This window comes from Paenibacillus sp. FSL M7-0134 (assembly GCF_038007865.1).
Taxonomy (GTDB): domain Bacteria; phylum Bacillota; class Bacilli; order Paenibacillales; family Paenibacillaceae; genus Paenibacillus; species Paenibacillus polymyxa_B.
The window spans coordinates 126,046-143,660 of the sequence record NZ_JBBOXV010000002.1; the positions used below are offsets into that span (position 1 = coordinate 126,046).

General features: G+C 40.7%; 18 protein-coding genes. 10 read left to right on the forward strand and 8 right to left on the reverse strand.

Annotation, left to right across the window (positions count from 1 at the left end):
- Positions 1 to 288 precede the first annotated feature (288 nt).
- Positions 289 to 807, reverse strand: coding sequence for a DUF3231 family protein (locus NSQ58_RS16310; RefSeq protein ID WP_023986755.1), 519 nt, complete (start codon positions 805 to 807; stop codon positions 289 to 291).
- Between the two features lie 293 nt (positions 808 to 1,100).
- On the opposite strand from NSQ58_RS16310, the gene NSQ58_RS16315 reads away from it, so the two are divergent.
- The 3 genes from NSQ58_RS16315 (at position 1,101) to NSQ58_RS16325 (ending at position 3,377) form a co-directional block, all read left to right on the forward strand.
- The gene (locus NSQ58_RS16315) at positions 1,101 to 1,751 is read left to right on the forward strand and encodes a glycosyltransferase (protein WP_338533165.1); all 651 of its coding nucleotides are present in this window, start codon (positions 1,101 to 1,103) and stop codon (positions 1,749 to 1,751) included.
- A 490-nt stretch (positions 1,752 to 2,241) separates the two neighbouring features.
- Positions 2,242 to 3,123 carry a glycosyltransferase family 2 protein gene (locus NSQ58_RS16320; protein WP_341057858.1) on the forward strand — a complete coding sequence of 294 codons (882 nt, stop codon included), beginning with the start codon at positions 2,242 to 2,244 and terminating at the stop codon, positions 3,121 to 3,123.
- A 146-nt stretch (positions 3,124 to 3,269) separates the two neighbouring features.
- Complete coding sequence (locus NSQ58_RS16325) at positions 3,270 to 3,377, forward strand: hypothetical protein (RefSeq protein WP_023986758.1); 108 nt, start codon at positions 3,270 to 3,272, stop codon at positions 3,375 to 3,377.
- Positions 3,378 to 3,653: 276 nt separating this feature from the next.
- Here NSQ58_RS16325 and NSQ58_RS16330 read toward each other — a convergent pair whose 3' ends face one another.
- Together NSQ58_RS16330 and NSQ58_RS16335 are read right to left on the reverse strand one after the other, a co-directional pair.
- On the reverse strand, positions 3,654 to 4,775 hold the full coding sequence (locus NSQ58_RS16330) for an SPRY domain-containing protein (RefSeq protein ID WP_053324515.1): 1,122 nt from the start codon (positions 4,773 to 4,775) through the stop codon (positions 3,654 to 3,656).
- 184 nt (positions 4,776 to 4,959) lie between these two features.
- Positions 4,960 to 5,601, reverse strand: a complete 642-nt coding sequence (locus NSQ58_RS16335) for a hypothetical protein (protein WP_076295425.1) — start codon at positions 5,599 to 5,601, stop codon at positions 4,960 to 4,962.
- Between the two features lie 423 nt (positions 5,602 to 6,024).
- Between NSQ58_RS16335 and NSQ58_RS16340 the strand changes: the two genes are divergently transcribed.
- Positions 6,025 to 7,080: an acyltransferase family protein gene (locus tag NSQ58_RS16340; protein ID WP_076295424.1), complete on the forward strand. Its 1,056-nt coding sequence runs from the start codon at positions 6,025 to 6,027 to the stop codon at positions 7,078 to 7,080.
- Positions 7,081 to 7,209: 129 nt separating this feature from the next.
- Here the strand turns inward: NSQ58_RS16340 and NSQ58_RS16345 are convergent, their stop codons facing one another.
- Positions 7,210 to 8,223 carry an SPRY domain-containing protein gene (locus NSQ58_RS16345; RefSeq protein WP_341057860.1) on the reverse strand — a complete coding sequence of 338 codons (1,014 nt, stop codon included), beginning with the start codon at positions 8,221 to 8,223 and terminating at the stop codon, positions 7,210 to 7,212.
- A gap of 777 nt (positions 8,224 to 9,000) precedes the next feature.
- On the opposite strand from NSQ58_RS16345, the gene NSQ58_RS16355 reads away from it, so the two are divergent.
- Positions 9,001 to 9,816, forward strand: coding sequence for a DUF2935 domain-containing protein (locus NSQ58_RS16355; RefSeq protein ID WP_341057861.1), 816 nt, complete (start codon positions 9,001 to 9,003; stop codon positions 9,814 to 9,816).
- A gap of 134 nt (positions 9,817 to 9,950) precedes the next feature.
- On the opposite strand, the gene NSQ58_RS16360 is transcribed toward NSQ58_RS16355, so the two are convergent.
- From NSQ58_RS16360 to NSQ58_RS16370, 3 genes are all read right to left on the reverse strand, one after another.
- Positions 9,951 to 10,850: an alpha/beta hydrolase family protein gene (locus NSQ58_RS16360; RefSeq protein ID WP_071559398.1), complete on the reverse strand. Its 900-nt coding sequence runs from the start codon at positions 10,848 to 10,850 to the stop codon at positions 9,951 to 9,953.
- A gap of 77 nt (positions 10,851 to 10,927) precedes the next feature.
- Complete coding sequence (locus tag NSQ58_RS16365) at positions 10,928 to 11,293, reverse strand: cupin domain-containing protein (RefSeq protein ID WP_028541171.1); 366 nt, start codon at positions 11,291 to 11,293, stop codon at positions 10,928 to 10,930.
- 17 nt (positions 11,294 to 11,310) lie between these two features.
- Complete coding sequence (locus tag NSQ58_RS16370) at positions 11,311 to 11,853, reverse strand: GNAT family N-acetyltransferase (protein WP_028541170.1); 543 nt, start codon at positions 11,851 to 11,853, stop codon at positions 11,311 to 11,313.
- A 131-nt stretch (positions 11,854 to 11,984) separates the two neighbouring features.
- Between NSQ58_RS16370 and NSQ58_RS16375 the strand changes: the two genes are divergently transcribed.
- From NSQ58_RS16375 to NSQ58_RS16385, 3 genes are all read left to right on the forward strand, one after another.
- Positions 11,985 to 12,869 (forward strand): aminoglycoside 6-adenylyltransferase, encoded by an 885-nt coding sequence (locus tag NSQ58_RS16375; RefSeq protein WP_341057862.1) that lies wholly within the window; start codon positions 11,985 to 11,987, stop codon positions 12,867 to 12,869.
- Positions 12,853 to 13,446, forward strand: coding sequence for a dienelactone hydrolase family protein (locus NSQ58_RS16380; protein WP_254348744.1), 594 nt, complete (start codon positions 12,853 to 12,855; stop codon positions 13,444 to 13,446). Before NSQ58_RS16375 ends, NSQ58_RS16380 begins: the two co-directional genes overlap by 17 nt.
- 109 nt (positions 13,447 to 13,555) lie before the next feature.
- Complete coding sequence (locus NSQ58_RS16385; protein WP_341058523.1) at positions 13,556 to 14,659, forward strand: hypothetical protein; 1,104 nt, start codon at positions 13,556 to 13,558, stop codon at positions 14,657 to 14,659.
- Between the two features lie 23 nt (positions 14,660 to 14,682).
- Here the strand turns inward: NSQ58_RS16385 and NSQ58_RS16390 are convergent, their stop codons facing one another.
- A complete protein-coding gene (locus tag NSQ58_RS16390; RefSeq protein WP_341057863.1) occupies positions 14,683 to 15,372 on the reverse strand; it encodes an ArsR/SmtB family transcription factor in 690 nt (229 codons plus the stop codon).
- Positions 15,373 to 15,488: 116 nt separating this feature from the next.
- Here NSQ58_RS16390 and NSQ58_RS16395 point away from each other — a divergent pair, with 116 nt between their 5' ends.
- Together NSQ58_RS16395 and NSQ58_RS16400 are read left to right on the forward strand one after the other, a co-directional pair.
- Entirely contained in the window at positions 15,489 to 16,109 is a 621-nt protein-coding gene (locus tag NSQ58_RS16395; RefSeq protein WP_445671685.1) for a flavin reductase family protein, read from the forward strand.
- A gap of 152 nt (positions 16,110 to 16,261) precedes the next feature.
- The gene (locus tag NSQ58_RS16400; RefSeq protein ID WP_023986774.1) at positions 16,262 to 17,554 is read left to right on the forward strand and encodes a homocysteine synthase; all 1,293 of its coding nucleotides are present in this window, start codon (positions 16,262 to 16,264) and stop codon (positions 17,552 to 17,554) included.
- Positions 17,555 to 17,615: the final 61 nt, after the last annotated feature.

A 17,615-nucleotide genomic window follows, 5' to 3' on the forward strand; every position in this document is an offset into this window, starting at 1 on the left:
AAAACTCAAGCACAGCGTGGCTTCCAAACTTTTGGAGGACGTGCTTTTTTGTTGGAGGGAGCATTCTTCTCCCAATCAATTCATATTATAACTACAATTGCATGCGCCCTTAACTTTAGGATTGTTATCTCCTTATACCTTACAAAGGAGACATCTACTCAAAATATCAAACGGTCAAGTTAAGTAAATACTCTAAATAAGATTAAATCCCCGCAAACCTTAACTGGTCGGCGGGGATTTTTGTTAAACAATCTAAGGAACGGTGTGTTGAAGAATCGTACAGGAAATTTAGGCTTTAACTGGTTCAGGTCTTTTTAATTGAAGAGGAGGAGGTATTAGCCAACCCTTTTCTTTGTTCATTTTTAGAATACGGACTCCCAAAGCAGTCTTAGTTAGATGATATTTCGCAAATAAAGCCCCGATGTCTTCTCTAATGGATTGACCCATAGCTTGGCTGCAAGATGTCAATCCCACAGAGGTATCTAATGCGATTTTAGCTGCAATTTCGGGATCAGTAAACCTTGCACCAACCGGGATATCCTCAAGTTTCACAGGGGGTCTTTCAGGCAAAATAGGAGCTGGGGCAATACCATTATCAGTAAGCATTGCGTCGCATTCTTGGATTTCCAGTTTAGCTTGATCAATAAGATCATCCAGTATTTTTTTGAGTTCCTTGTCTCCTGCGTGGTTTAAACATGCTTGGTAAAATGAAACGCTGCCTTTCGCTAACGCTGACAACTGCCACACACTATAAATTTCTCCGTAATGCATGGGCTCGTCTTTTGGATTCCCGCTTAGGATACCCATTATAAAAACCACTCCTTATTTATTTTAATGATGTACAAATTTATGATTCCCAGTAGTGAAGAATTAATGTGTGTATATGAAATAAGTTCTACTGGGCATGCTAAATACGTATGTTGAAAAAAATGAAGATAATGGTTGTTGTTGCATTAATGATTTCATGTTTTGAAGCGTATATAAAGTCGCTCTGCTGGCTAATCACCGGCAGGCTTTTTTTGTGTTTTGAATTAAAAACGGATATTTCAACCATAATAAGACAGCCTGTTTTATTCCAAAAGTACAGAGGAGCAGATGAATTGAAAAACAAATGGCTGTTGGCATTGCCGTTAACCTTGGCGCTCGTTTTTAGCATGACTCCGTTAGTAGTCGCGCAAGCGAAGGTAGGGGAGGAGAAGGATTCTACTTGCCTAAGTTCCAAAATGGTGCAACTGAAAGGCGATATGCAGAAGGTATGGATCGACCATACGATATGGACGAGGAACTATATTGTCAGCGCCATATCTAATCTTCAAGATCAGAAGGACGTATTGGACCGGCTTTTACGGAACCAGCAAGATATAGGCAATGTGATCAAGCCTTATTATGGGGAAGCCGCTGGTAATAAGCTGGCTGATCTTCTGAGGGAGCATATTCTAATCGCAGGGAAAATTGTAGCGGCTGCTAAAGCGGGTAATCAGGCGGATGTGAAAAAGCTAGAGGCGGATTGGCGTACAAACGCCGATGATATCGCCAAATTTTTAAGTGCAGCGAATCCGAACTGGCAGTTTAAAAAACTACAAGATATGCTGTATACGCACCTTCAGTTGATTACGGAATTAGTCCTTGACTATATCAAAGGAGATTGGAAAGCGGGTATTGCATCAACCGATAAAAACGAGATCCATATGATTCATTTAGCGGACATCCTGACAGAAGGCATTGTCAAACAGTTCCCTGGAAAATTTTAAGCGCTATAGCTGCAAAGCAGATTAGCTTTCTATAATCACCCCAAAGGGTGGTATAGAAAGCTTTTTTATCGGTTTAATGAATCGTTAATACAACTATGAATGCAGTCGGTATGTCGAACCGAAATACGTTCTCCCACAAGCTCAGTTCTATTGATTCTATTACGAAGCACTCGTAATGCGTAGGCCGGGGGTTGAATTTCCTTCACCAGCATACTATGAAACTCAAGCACAGCGCGGCTTCCAAGCTTTTGGGGACCGCGCTTTTTTGTTCGAGTAAGGATTATTAAACGATAAATCAAACCAGAGTAAGAGTTTGAAGATTTCACTTTATTAGGACCTTTTTTACCAAGAAGCCGCCTCGAAACGTATTCCAATACATATACTTAGAACATGAATATATGAAGAACTAGTTTTCGAGAAAAATAGGGAAGTTGCTTTTATGTAAAATAATATTTTCTTAATTTAAAATGTAGAATGGAGGGAACTTCTTGTGCCACGAGCTTCAGTTATACTGCCAGTTTATAATACTGTGGCTTTTGTTTGGGAAGCAATCCACAGTATTTTAGTTCAAACCTATTCCGATTTTGAATTAATTATTATTGATGATGGCTCAACAGATGGATCTGCTTTTCTTATTTCACAGATAACAGATCCTAGAGTGGTTAAAATCTTTCATAGTACCAATCAAGGTTTGGTCGCTACTTTAAACGAGGGATTCAATAGGGCAACTGGTGAATATATCGTTCGTATGGATAGCGATGATATTTCTACGCCAGATCGATTGGATGTGCAAATATCATTTATGGATCAAAATCCCTTAATTGATGTATGCGGTGCTGCTTTTACTACTTCTAGTGGAGGAGTACTTAAGGTGAATCCGGCCAGTCATGAAGAAATTAAAACATGGTTGTTATTTCATTGCTGTATCTGCCATCCTGTCACAATAATACGCAATAGCATGATACATCGGCTAAACATTCAATATGATAGTAATTATCCTCATGCCGAAGACTACGAAATGTGGAACCGATTAGCTTCACAGGTACAAATAGCGAACCTCCCCATAAACTTATTGTATTATCGTCAACATAAAGGACAAGTGTCCAATCAACACAAAGCAATACAAGACGCCACTGCTCGGAGAATTCGACAAAGACAGTTTAGCCAGTTGGGCTTGGAATTATCAGATGAAGAGAATCAGATTATGCTGGATATTCTTGAGTTTAAAATTAATCCCTATGATTATAATTGCTACACTAAAGCTGTAGGATTTGCAAATTGGGTGCTGGATCAAAACCGTAAGTATCAGATTTACAATCAGGAACTATTAAGCATGGCTTTTTCACGGTGTATATCCCATCTCCCATATTAACAAAGATATCAGCAAGCGATTGGAAAGTATCCTAATATTCCGCGGGCATACGTAAATGGGGTGTTTTATGTTTACCTGAATGCCCGGTCATAAAACATATTTACACATATATTAAAATGACGACAAAATAAAGGAGGGCTAAAGCTATGAGCGGATGTGCAGGTGCAGCTGTTTGCGGTGTGTGGACTTCTACAGCGGCCATTTTGGTGCTCTATATCCTCTTGGTTATCATCCTTAAATCATGTTGGGTTTAATTTTGTGAAAAGAATTGTATGATAATGACCCATCAATCAAATTCAACGACTTCTTTCTTTCATAATCTACCCGAAATTAGATTAGATAAAAAGCTCTGCTAACCTTATGGGTCGGCAGAGCTTTTTTCTTTTGAACAATTTCCTAATCACTTTAAATATATCAAACATGCTGCGATTGTACACCTTATTGTAAGCAACCTTGCGTGGGTTTCTGATCCACTTAAGCTGCGAGGCATCTTGAGTCCTGCACAGTGGACAGTCTACCTCTCTTGTTGTTTATTTCGTTGAATACTCGCTTACTTCAAATGTAAGGATTTTATTGAATATTACGTAGTCCTTACGGTTACTGAATGGACCTTTGTTATTATTATGCTTATCAATGGCAAAGAAAGAAGCACCTCTACCGGCATCTTTAGCATCATACCAAGCGACAAAGGCATTCAGTTCTTTTTTACTCAGATCGAATTCCTTATCCAATCCATTGTCCATCGTTACAATCAAGATGGCACGGTCACCACTAGGTTGTTCTGGTTCGGTTGGATCAGACGGATCGGGCGTGGATTTCTTTACAATAGCATTTGCTTCATTGGATACAACTTGATCCATGGAGATATTCGCAGAAACTACGTAATAATAGGTAGTGTTTTCTTCAACTTTATTATCAGTATAAGAAGTACCAGAAATATCTGAGGCAATTTCTTCATACGGACCCCCAGGGGCTAGTGCTCTTTCAATTTTATAAGTAGTGACTCCTGTTATTTCATTCCACTGCAATTGGATATTTTCTTCATTCCCTGTTGCATTAAGAGTTAATGAATTTTCAGGTTGTTGGTAGGGGAGGAACCCTTCGGGAATACTGTGCGTGAATGGAGTCGCACCAAAATTTGTGTCAAACGAAAAGCTGCCAGCTGAACCACCTGTGATCGAAGGAGTCACAATCTCTCCTGGAAGATCGCTTGGTTTAAAGGTACTTGTATAAACGAATACACCATTCTTATACCAGCTTATCTTGTCATCATCCATATTCAAAGCCACACCAATAACGTCCTTTAATGTGTAGGTCTTTCCAGAAGAAACGATCCCCGGAAAAGTGTTTCCGTTTGCAGCATAATACATCCAGTTCTGAAGAGCTCCTGCACCTGGTCCATTGTATTGCTTACCTTCACCGACGATACCAATGCCAGTTGTGGTACTTGCTTGAGCTGTTACTGTGACTTCCCAATACCATTTTCCTTTGGTTTTTCCCACACTTGCTTTAGTTCCACTTGAATCTACGGTGGCCGAAACAGACTGGCTCTTTTCCCACACTACGTTTTTTGTAGCAGCGTATGTCGAGGAACTAAAACATATTAGAGTAATAAATCCCAGTAGCAATAATGACGAAATAACTCGTTTCAAAATAATCTCTCCTTATTTATGTATTATTTATGCGAGTTTAGCAGTTTCAATATGTATCGTCTAAACATTTTAATGCATATATTAAATAATAAGTAAAATAATAACTTTTTAACAATGAAACGTAACAGTTTAATTCTGTTTTTGCTTAAAAGAAAAAGCCCCGAAGGGCTTACATGATTAACATTTATTGATTTTCTTTCGCGAGAAAGGAAGCTGCTAACAGTGTAGTATTCGTATAGCCACCTGAAACATTTTCATATGAAAAATTAGCGATAGGAACTCCAATAACTGTAGCAACGTCTCCTTCAAAAATTTCTCCACTTGCTCCCGGATAAACTGCCATTACTGTATTATCATTTTCATCACTAATATAAACGATAGCCGTTGTCCCTATAGGAATGTTATCTTCTTCTATATCTATTACATCCCCGCTTATTTTTACAAATTTGTTTAAGTATAAGTTCAAATTTTTATTTAAGTGTTTTGTTGTTACGGATTTGTCTACTAGATTAATGACTTTGCTTTTATCTGTGGAAGGAAATAAGTCACTGTTTTTAGCAATGAAGTCATAAGAGGTTTGTTCCATAGAAGCTTGATCTTCTGTTAACACGGGTGTTCCATCTTTCAAGAATTCAGCAAATAAATATTGTTTATCTGTGACCTCATTTGTAGATGCTTGCTGAGCAGTATTTTCATTGCTTACTGTTTGTTCAGTAGCAAAGGATGTACTTGAAGACTCAGACCTTGTCGTTGTTTCTTTAAAATTGCTTCCACAAGCTGTTAGAGCTACAGAAAGTAGAGCAATGAATAAAACTTTTTTTAACATGACGAATTCTCCTGTGAGTGTCCTCATCGGTTGAGGTAGTTGCTCATTTTATCTTGTTACCTTTATTATCGAATATTAGTGTTGAATACATAATACTTTTAAGTTTTAACAACAAGGATAATAAACAGTGGCTTTTTTTATTCTAGAGGCCTTTTATTAGTATATGATAACGGACGCACTGTATTGATAAAAATTGTATAAATTACTTATTATATCAAATTAGGCGATTTCGCAAAGCCGGGGGTTATCCCCCTCACCAATAACTTACAAACTCAGGAACAGCGTGGTCTATAGGCTTTTGGAGACCGCATTTTTTTGTATAAAAATGGAGGGTGTAATGGTATTAAAAAAAATAAATATTCTATATTTTTTGTTTGTGCTAATATATCTCTATTCAAGTACAACTAGAAATGAGGATATTGTGTGCACAATGATAAGGAATTAAAACTTGAAGAAACAAATATTGCAAAAGGTATTGCTGTAATACTCCTTTTGATTCATCATCTTTTTGCTTTTCCTGACAGATTAAAGTACGACTATGTTTCATTATTTAGTTTATTTCATGAAAGAGGGGAATTTTATGTAGGGCATTTTGGACAAATAGCAATATCCATTTTTTTGTTTCTAAGTGGTTATGGTTTATATAAGAGCAATGTTCAAAATCCACATCATTTAATGCAAAAAAGCTTTACAAGATTAAGCAAAATAATGATAAATTACTGGGTTGTTTTTTTGCTTTTTATTCCAGCTGGTCTATACTTCTTTGGAAATTCTGATAGATTTCAAAATAATTCAATAATGGATTTTTTGCGGAATTTTATAGCCCTATCCAGTTCATATAATGGTGAGTGGTGGTTTTTATATGATTATATTCTGCTGCTATTAATTTTTCCGGTCACCTTCCAAGCCTTTCAACGTAATGCATGGGTAACTCTACTCATTTCCGGCCTTGTTTTTTATAATTCATATTCACAAGGAAATTATTACAGTATTATGTATTGGCAGTTGCCGTTTATGATAGGGTTGTTCTTTGCTAAATATAATTTGTATTCATGGATGAGTAAGATTTATAATTCCATCATATTTAATAACATACTTTTTGATATTATAATAATTATAGTGCTATTTCACTTTCGTACCACGAGTCAATTATTTGAGAAGACAACGATTGATATGATAATAGCTCCTGTACTTATCCTCGTTAGTATTCATTTAATGAATAAATTAAAACTAGCCAGACCTTTCGCTTACTTAGGTAAAAATTCAATGAATATTTGGTTAACTCACACCTTTTTTTGTTATTATTATTTTCAGAGTATTGTTTTCTTTCCCAAGGTATCTATCTTGATCTTGTTGTGGCTAACGTTGTTAACGGTACTTACTTCAATTGTAGTTAACAGCATCATTAGTCTTATTAATAACAAAGTGTACACTAAAAATATTGATCTAAGTACAAACAAGGTCGGGGGCCAAGTGTAGGGTTGCAAAGCTTTAGTCTAGGAAAAATGTATCATCCAGTATAGCAATGTAGGCGTGATTTCGAGATTAGGGTAACGGTAAAAAAGGACTTCATTAGCATATTAGCCGATATGAAGTCCTTCATCATGTTTATTTAGTTGAATATTCGCTTACTTCAAATGTGAGAATTTTGTTGAAGATTACGTAGTCTTTGCGATTGCTGAATGGACCTTTGTTGTTATTGTGCTTGTCAATGGCAAAGAAAGAAGCACCTCTACCAGCATCTTTAGCGTCATACCACGCGATGAAGGCATTCAGTTCTTTTTTACTCAGATCGAACTCTTTATCAAATCCATTGTCCATCGTTACAGTCAGAATAGCACGGTCACCAGCTGGTTGGGACCCATCTGTATCCGACGGATCCGGTGTTGTAGACGGATCCGGTGTTGTAGACGGATCTGGTGTAGTAGATGGATCAGGCTTTGTAGACGGATCCGGTGTAGTAGATGGATCAGGCTTTGTAGACGGATCCGGTGTAGTAGATGGATCAGGCTTTGTAGATGGATCTGGTGTTGTAGATGTACCCGATTCTTGATAAGGCAAAAATCCTTCAGGAATAGGAGATTTAAAATCACTTGCTCCAAAATTAGCTTCGTAAGTCATTTTTCCACCAGTTCCATTCATGACCATCGGGAAAACCTGTGTTCCTTCTAGTTCAGATGGTTTAACGGTGTTGGCTCCCAGGGAAACGCCATTCTTGTACCAAACAATTTTATCGTTATCTAAGTCCAGTGCAACACCGATAACATCATTAAGTCCAAACATAGGACCATAAGCTGTTCGTACGTCTGATGTAATATTATTTATAATTTCACCACTATAACCGTAGTATGCTTGATATTTCGGACCAGATTCACCTGTTATTCCTACTACTGAAATACTGTGGCTAACCTTTACTTCCCAATACCATTTTCCTTTTGTTTTTCCCACTGTTGCTTTGTCTCTTGCTCCTACTTCCCCAAGAGAAGTTACTACAGATCCGTTTTTCCAAGTCACATTTGTAGTCTCTGCTTTTGTAACGGTAGGGAACAATGAGAACACCGAAGCTCCAATGAGAAGTGCTAGCACTATTGTTCCTAGTTTTTTGAATATAATATTGTTCATGACTTCCTCCTAAATATATGTAATAACAAGTTAATTATAGAATTAGATTGGGATAATTGTCCAAACATTAAATGATATAAATTCAAATATGAGTATTATTATGGGATTTAATTTTTTTGATGAATACTCTCAATAAATTATAAAATAACTAGTCATTAAATTAGGGGAAACTAGTTGCATCTCTTGTACGATGTGGGTCGAGGGTACGATACTTGATGTTCTGATAGGATCACGGCAGTTTAAGGAGACATCTAGTTAAAAATCGTAACAAACAATGGATACATACACAGAAATGTTTAAAGCAGAAGGAATCCATATATGGTTCACCGAATGGAATATTTGAGGTGATCATCGTGAAACGCACATATAAAGTATTGAGGACAGACATGGAGTTGTTTGGAGCTGCTTTGGTCCAGGCACATGTATACGTAGTATCCGTTGATGAGGAATTGCGTGTGGCATTTGAGGATTACGGGGGAGTAGTAGAGGAGGTTAAGCTAGAATCAGTTAAGATAGCGGGTAAAATTTTTATGCGAGACCGGCTTGAATTTCGAATAGACCTAGTATCAGGAGAGGGCCCGGAATGATTAATAACTCCGACGGTCAATAGCTAGTACAGAGAAATATTTCACGTACATAAATAAGGTAACAGAGTTACGAGTCTCAATAGCTCAACTTCGGAATTAGATTAGGCGTGGGATTCGATATTCATAATGACAAGGCATATTCCATATGACTAAGTAAGTGCTTTTTTGCTCACATAGAGGAGGGATATGATTGGATGCATTCGTTTCACGCTCATTAGATGAAATACGATTTTGGTCCAGGATCATGAAGGAGCATTCCTTTTTTCTGGGGTTAGGTTTTAGAGCGGAAGATACTCAACTTAAAACAGAAGCCAATCAGTTTTACACTATTTTTGAGGATATCGAGAAAAGGTCGCATGAATTTAATATCGAGACAGATCCTTATACAATCAAAGAGTTTAATACAGAGGTTCAGAATGCGGCGACGAATATTTGGGCATTTAAGAGAATGGTATTGGGCCTTATATTACAATGCAAGCTTCCTGGACAAACCAATTTTCCTTTACTGGTAGATCACATAAGCCGGGAAGCCAATTATTTCAGAAACCGTTTAGGAGAACTCAATTCAGGAAAGCTCGAACCATTACCCGATGCAATTATTGATGAAAATGTATTTTTCTTAAAAATTATGGCCGATCACGCAAAATTTATAGGCCATTTACTTGATCCATCCGAACGTAAACTGGTTGAACAAGCTAGGGAGTTTAGTAATGATTTTGATATGCTGATGTTTCAAGCGATTGACCTAAGTCATATGCGGCCACAGTCACAAACCGTTCCACTCCTGAGTCAATTTGTTGATGAGAACCGTATCTCTGTGAAGTCTTTGCGTGATTTTAAGAAAACAGCGCGTGATTTAATCGACGAGTGCCGAATAAAAAGCATTATCCATCCTTTATTGGCCGATCATGTATTTCGTGAAGCGGACAGGTTCCTTTTTATTCTCGATATGTTTGATCAATCCTTATCAGGTGTTAAGGTAAATAAGAAAGAAATTATGCACTGAGAGAGCCCTGAAAAAAGAATACAGCTTCTGTAAAATATCCAGTGGAAATAAAGCTTTAGACTGAACAAAAATCAAACAGCGGCAGACCAAGACCTGAAAAATAAAGTTCTTAGACAGCCGCTGTTGTCATCCAACTAACGTGTATGAGTACATAGAAAATCCAATATGTCAGCATTAAGCATCCTATGGAAATGTTCGCGATCAAAGCCGGGAGGGTCTTGCGATGGGAGAAAGGCCGGAGTCCTCATCGATTCCGGGAAAGGACTCAGAAAGGAGAAATGCCCGGCGTTTTTTACTGTTTTGTATTGTACCTTCTTAGGATCTGGCACGCCATCCAATATTAAACGAGCGTGTAAAGAAGGAGTGTACTGATCCTTCTCTGCATCCACCATTAAGATAGGTAGATTAACTGCACGCAAGCTACCTTCAGCTCGAAACCAGACCGACGCTGGCGCTAGTAAAACGAGACATTTTACTCGGTAATTTGGTGTAACCTCTATAAGCTGGGGCTTTCCGTCCGAGGTCTCGTGAGGCAAAGAAGTCGGCACGCCACCCGCCGCCGCTAATGCCGTGTAACCGCCCATGGAATGTCCGATGAGAGACACAGCATTCTGTATTAATTTGTCCTTGAACAGCATACTATCGAAAAACCAGTCGGTGACCATATTAAGGTGTCTAGGTCTATAGGTAAGATTCTGTGCTGTTCCTTCCAAACTATTGTCATTTCGATTGTTAAATGGATGCTCTGGAATGCCGACAATAAAACCATTGCGTGCTAAATGCTGCGCCAAAATCCGATACACAAGCGGCGTACTGCCAGTACCGTGAGAGATGATAACCAAAGGGAATCTTCCTTCTGATAGATCTGCCTCTCTCGCCAACTCTAACTGGTATGGACCCAATCGCTCTATTTGTTCGGGTTCGTCCGCTGGATACATTACCATCATGGGAAATGTAATGCCTAGGGAGGAATCCTTTATTTCTACTTCTCGCCATCCTGCATAACTATTCTTAAATTCTGCGTTTCTTATCATCCACCATACCTTTCCTTTCTCGAATTAGCACAAAATACGTATGTTTATTCTGTATTAAAGCTCGTCATTATTGCATTTTAAATCCAAATATCATTGACTGCCGTTAATTCTGACTCTGCTCCTCCAGTATTTACTACACCTCTCGGCTCTACTAGCATGATATGGCACTCCTGATGTGCGAATGGCTTGTGTTCGACCCCCTTAGGTACAATAAACATTTCTCCCTGAGAAACCTGTACCCGTCCATCTCTAAAATCAATGAACATCTCGCCCTCAAGTACAATAAAGACCTCGTCGGTATCTTGATGATCGTGCCATACAAAATCCCCAACTATTTTCACCAATTTAAATTGATAGTCATTCATTTCACCAATAACTTTCGGAGACCAATGATCACTAAACTTAGATAACTTTTCATGTAGTTTGATTGATTGATACTTCATAATACCCTCCTTTTAAACTAGATATCCTCAGACGGATTTATAATCGCCAGTACCTGGTGATCCTCCCACTTTCCGTTGATCTTTACGTTACTTCGAGAGATGCCTTCTTTGTGAAAGCCAGCCTTCTCAAGCACACGGATGGATCCTGGATTACGAGGAGAGGCTTCCCCGAAGATCCGGTGAAACTTTAGCTCATCGAAAGCATAGCGAACCACCTGCTTCACCGCCTCCGTCGTATAACCCTTGCCGTTATATGCTTGGTCTAGGCTGTATCCGATCATACAGCTCTGAAGCGGTCCCCTCACCACAAAAGATAGGTCTATGCTGCCTATAATCCGGTCGTCCTCCTTGTGACATACCACAAAGGAATATTTCCGGTCCTCCATCATGTCGGCCTTGCTCTTAATAATCGTCTGGAGCTGGTGCTCCTCCGTATAGTACTTCTCTTGGGTGTTTGGCGAAAACTCCTCAAAGAATTCCCGATTGCGCTTGTACATTGCTGTCAATTCTGCGGCGTCCGTCTCCTCAGAGAACCGGATGTATACTCGCTGCTCCGACATCTGCACCATCCTTCCAAACTGTAATATTGAAAGAATTATATCACAGGCTGAAGATTGGGAAATTGATTTGATGAATGGTGTATATCAATGTTAACTAAAAAATATATACCGTAATTATTGGATTGGATATAATGTTTTCTAAAAAAGGAGGATATATTGTAATGAATAATGCTTACGAAGTGCTTGAGGAGCGTATATCCGAATGGGGAATCTCTAATGAAGAAATTATTGCGGTTTATATCGTTGGGTCCCGGGCAAGAGAGGACAAACCTTTTGATGAGTTTTCTGACTTGGATGTAGTCGTCTTTTCAACGAATCCAGATTACTATCTTCAAAATGATCAATGGTTACTAAACATCGGCAAGGTTTGGACCAGCTTTATGTTTCGAACGGCAAAAGGAGATCCAGAAAAACTAGTTCTCTTTGACCAAGGGGCTGAGGTTGATTTTCTATTCCGTCATACTTCTGATCTGGATCATATAATCAAAAATGGGCATATTCCTGAAGGATTTCAGCGTGGGGTTAGGATGCTGCTCGATAAGACGGGAAATGGAAACCAAATCATCCCTCAAACCACTACGATCCCAGGTACTCCTCCGATATCTGAAGGTGCTTATCTACAGGTTGTTAATATGTATTGCTTCGCCTCTCTATATGTGGCTAAACAAATTTTGCGCAATGATCTGTGGGTAGCTAAGCAAAGAGATACGGACTGTAAACAATTATTGCTGCAAATGATAGAGTGGCATGCAAAAGCTGTACATGGATCGGAATATGATACTTGGCATGCAGGGAAATTCATAAATGAATGGGCTGATCAAGATGTCGTTGCTGATTTGAAAAAATCTTTTGGGGAATACGTCCCCAATCATAGTTGGGAAGCACTGATCGTATCCTTGGAGTTGTTCAAACGGTTATCCTCGGAAGTAGCAGCTAAGTATAAATACGCGCATCCGAATGAATTATTTTCCCATATTCAAGCCTGGTTAGGGGGACAATATGATAAGCATAGATAAAAAGTCGGACACCCTAATTGTTGTGCTGCATGAGATTTATGGGATTAACCAGCATATACAAAATTTTTGCAGCCTATTATCGGATCAGGGTTATGACGTCATTTGTCCAAATTTACTAGGCAAGGAAACACCTTATGACTATTCGCAAGAGGAAACTGCCTACACCAATTTTATGGATAATATAGGATTTGACCGCGCTTTCTATCATATCGAAAGTTTATTATTAAGTATTCGAGCTCGCTATAAAAAGGTATTTATCGTCGGATTTAGCATAGGGGCAACGATTGCCTGGCTGTGTAGTAAAGAAAGGTACGTTGATGGAATCGTAGGATACTATGGCTCTCGTATTCGAAATTATTTAGAAATAGCTCCACATTGTCCAACATTGCTTTTTTTCCCACAGGAAGAATCATCATTTAATGTGGATGAGCTCATTTCAATTTTAGACAACCGTAATATCCAGGTACATAAATTCAGTGGACAGCACGGATTCAGTGACCCGTACTCTCCCCGATATAACGTACACTCAGCTCAGCAATCATTTAAAGAAATGGTAGAGTTCTTCAAGGAAGGTTGATCAATGAACAGTTCATCTAGCCCACACCTTTTTCATTGTTCTGGGGAAACGCACAGTCAGGATGTGCGGATTAGTCATATGTATATACATCATTGACTATGAAAAGGGGATGTATGTGGCTTTGGCTACCTTTTATCAAGCCTTCAAATTGAAAAGTCGGATTTGGCGAACGATGCTAAAGCGGAACGGAGTAACAGGGATTGGCGTAGGTTATGCTGATCCCAATAGACCGGCAAAGGGTGCGGCGATTGTGTTATATACCTTGAGAAATCTTTCGGCTGTGACACAAACCAAATTGCAGGCAGTAACAAAAGATATAAGTCGAGCTTCTGCGATTCCTATCCGAATTCTAGGTGCAGGCTCCTTCAAGATGGAAGCGGCGGCTCCTACCCAAACGAACCCTCGCCAAAGATGGCGTCCTGTGCCCGGTGCGGTTAGTGTAGGAACGACGGTTCCCACCACTGCGGGAGGGACCGGTGGGCTCATTGTCATTAAGAATAATACACTGTTTATTTTGAGTAATGCCCATGTTCTAGTCCCGACGAATACAAACCAATTTCACAATACCATTCAGCCTTCTCCGGCAGATGGGGGCAGAACGGCGGATCAGATCGGGAGAGCTTTTCAATTTGTCCCGCTTACTACGACAGGGGTTAACTTTCAGGACTCCGCCATCGCTATTGCCAATTCAAACAGTCTGCTTAACCCAAGGTATCTGATTAACCAGAGTGGAGGCCTCATTACCGTACCTGGACACTTATTAAGCTATCGTCTGGGAATGACGTTTAAAAGAATGGCAAAAACCAACGGCTTCGCCAGAGGGGTCGTGGAGGCGATTGGCGTGGAACAAAGGGTGAGAGGCGATTCGGGAATCAAGATTTTCCGTGATCAAACCGTCATTCGTTTTACCCAGGGACGAACTGGGCCTGGAGATTCGGGTTCCGTATGGCTGAATGACAGTAACGATCGGTTGAATAACTATGCGGCCGCGGTCCATTTTGCCGGATCTACCGACGGAACGCGTTCCGTATCTTTCCCGATTGAACGTGCGATGAGAGCGTACGGAACCTTGGTCGCCGTCCCGGCTGGAGCTGGAAGATATAAAGCAGGTGTGACAAAAGGAAAGGCTCCAAAAAACAATTATGCCTATGTCCGTCCGATGACGAGAAAACAACTGGCCTTGTCTCCAATCATAAAATCCGACGCGGATTAAGAAATGATTAGAACTATGATGATCTAGTCAACCTCTATCGAAAATATCTCTTTAAAACCTCTTTTACCATCGGCTGTAACACGTATCGCTCGGGTTGTAGGCAGACGCTCGATCCAATTTAATTCGAATAATCTGTCCAGAAGTGCATTTCCTAAAGCACCTGCAAGGTGATGGCGTCGTTCACTCCAATCCAGGCATTTATGTGAGAAGGAGCGGCGCTTGTGTCTTGTTTGTGTAAGGTCAATCTGAAAGTCAGTGAAGAAAGTCTCTCCTTGTTCCGTGATATGAAGCCCATCCTGATCCTCGGAAATAATCCCCTTTTGAATGAAAAAACTCATGAGTTGCACGCCTAATTGACCCGCAACATGATCGTAGCAAGTTCTTGCCAACCGTAGGGCCTCGTTTTCGGAGGCGTGTTTGAATGAATGGATGGGAACAGGTGGAGCTATGGATAAAAGTGACTCCATCACCTGGGCAACTTCGGGGTCTTGAATGCCAAAGTAACGGTGCCGCCCCTGTTTTTCCACAGTAACGACTTGTGCCTCGGTCATTTTAGCCAGATGGAAGCTGGCCGTTTGCGGTTTGATGCCTGCCATATGGGCCAATTCACTTGCCGTGTGGAACCTGCCGTCTAATAAAGCGGTGAGTATAGCTGCACGGGAAGGCTCGCTAACAAGAGAAGCAATCATGGCTACATTTGACTTGGTGCTCATGGCACGGTTATCCCCCTTTGTAATCCATACTTCGATGAAGGTTGAAATATTTATATTTTACAATAGAGAGGCGGATCTGAATAGAAGGAGAAAAGATAATGAATCACATAAATCACATGGATGAGATGAATCATAGCCCAGACGTTAAAACGATTAATCCTAGCATTTTATATTACGGAACCCCTGTGATTTTACTCAATACGCTGAATGAGGATGGAACAACCAATATTAGCCCCATTTCCTCCTCGTGGGCATTAGGAGATTGTGTGGTACTAGGCATTGGAACAGGTGGCAAAGCATTAGAAAATATGGAGCGGCATTCCGAATGTGTAATCAACGTCCCGGGGCCTTCAATGTGGGAAAATGTAGAACGTTTAGCCCCTTATACAGGCAAGAATCCTGTTCCAGCGGAAAAGAAGGAACATGGATTTATGTACCATAAAGATAAGTATGAGATCAGCGGACTAACTTCGATTGAGTCGAATAGGGTCGAGCCCGCCCGAATCAGGGAGTGCCCTATTCAAATTGAAGCTAAGGTGAAGGATGTGAGAATCCCTAACCATTCTTCTTATTTTGCGATCGTCGAAACTCAAGCCATACAGGTGCATGTTCATCAGGATATCATCCTCGGTGAGAACCATATTGATCCGACAAAGTGGAGCCCACTCATCTATAATTTCCGTCATTATTTTGGCCTGGGTGAGCATTTGGGCAAAACCTTCCGATCTGAAACCTGATATTTTAATAAAATTATAATATCCTACCTGAATAATGAGAATTATCTTCCCAAATCGTTCTTTTTGTGCGAGAATGATTGAAAAATCATCCATGAGTACGCATACAGGAAGAGACGATTCATACAGCACGTATAACGAGGGAGGAAATAACCATGTCAGAAGAACGCAAGCTGTCATTCGAAACTCTCGCTGTCCATGCCGGACAACAAATTGATCCTACTACCTTTGCCCGCGCCGTTCCGTTGTATCAAACCACTTCATATGGATTTCGGGATGCGGAGCATGCGGCTGATTTATTCTCGCTGAAAGAATTCGGCAACATTTATACGCGTCTGATGAATCCGACCACGGATGTGTTCGAGCAACGGATCGCCGCGTTGGAAGGCGGGGCTGGCGCGTTGGCAACGGCTTCGGGAGCGGCGGCGATTTCCTTCTCCATCCTGAACATTGCGGGAGCTGGGGATGAAATTGTGTCGGCCTCCAGTCTGTATGGCGGTACATATAATCTATTTTCTACAACACTGCCGAAATTGGGCATTAAAGTACATTTTGTTGATTCGGATGATCCGGAGAACTTCCGCAAAGCCATTACGGATAAGACGAAGGCATTATTTGCCGAAACGATTGGCAACCCACAGGGCAATGTGCTGGATGTGGAAGCTGTAGCGGCGATTGCGCACGAATATGGTATTCCGCTGATTGTGGATAACACGTTCCCAAGTCCTTACTTGTTGCGTCCTATTGAATACGGAGCGGACATTGTCGTGCATTCTGCAACGAAGTTTATTGGCGGACACGGTACGTCTATTGGTGGGGTGATCGTGGACAGCGGCAAGTTTGACTGGAAAGCGAGTGGTCGTTTCCCAGGACTGACTGAGCCGGACCCGAGCTACCACGGAGTTGTTTACACCGAGGCGGTGGGACCTATCGCATATATTATCAAGGCACGGGTACAATTGCTGCGGGACTTGGGAGCGGCCATTTCTCCGTTTAATTCATGGCTGCTGCTTCAGGGCTTGGAGACACTTCATCTGCGGTTGGAAAGACATAGTCAAAATGCCTTGAAGGTAGCGCAATATCTCGAAGGCCACAAGGATGTGGAGTGGGTCAGCTACACCGGGTTGCCGAGCCATCCGTCCTATGAATTAGCTCAAAAGTATTTGCCGAAAGGACAAGGAGCAATCCTGACCTTTGGTATTAAAGGTGGAAGCCAGGCGGGAAGCAAGCTAATTGCGAATGTAAAGCTATTTTCTCATTTGGCGAATGTAGGTGATTCCAAGTCTTTGATTATTCACCCGGCAAGCACAACGCACCAGCAGTTGAATGTGGAAGAACAGGTTGCTGCAGGAGTCAAACCAGAGCTGTTACGCCTATCTGTCGGGACAGAAGCGATAGACGATATATTGTACGATCTGGAGCAGGCGATCGCGGCCAGCCAGCAGTAGTAGCAGTAGATCCTTCTTAGACTAAGTGTGACAGAGCATTCGTGTAGCATTCGCAAGTGAT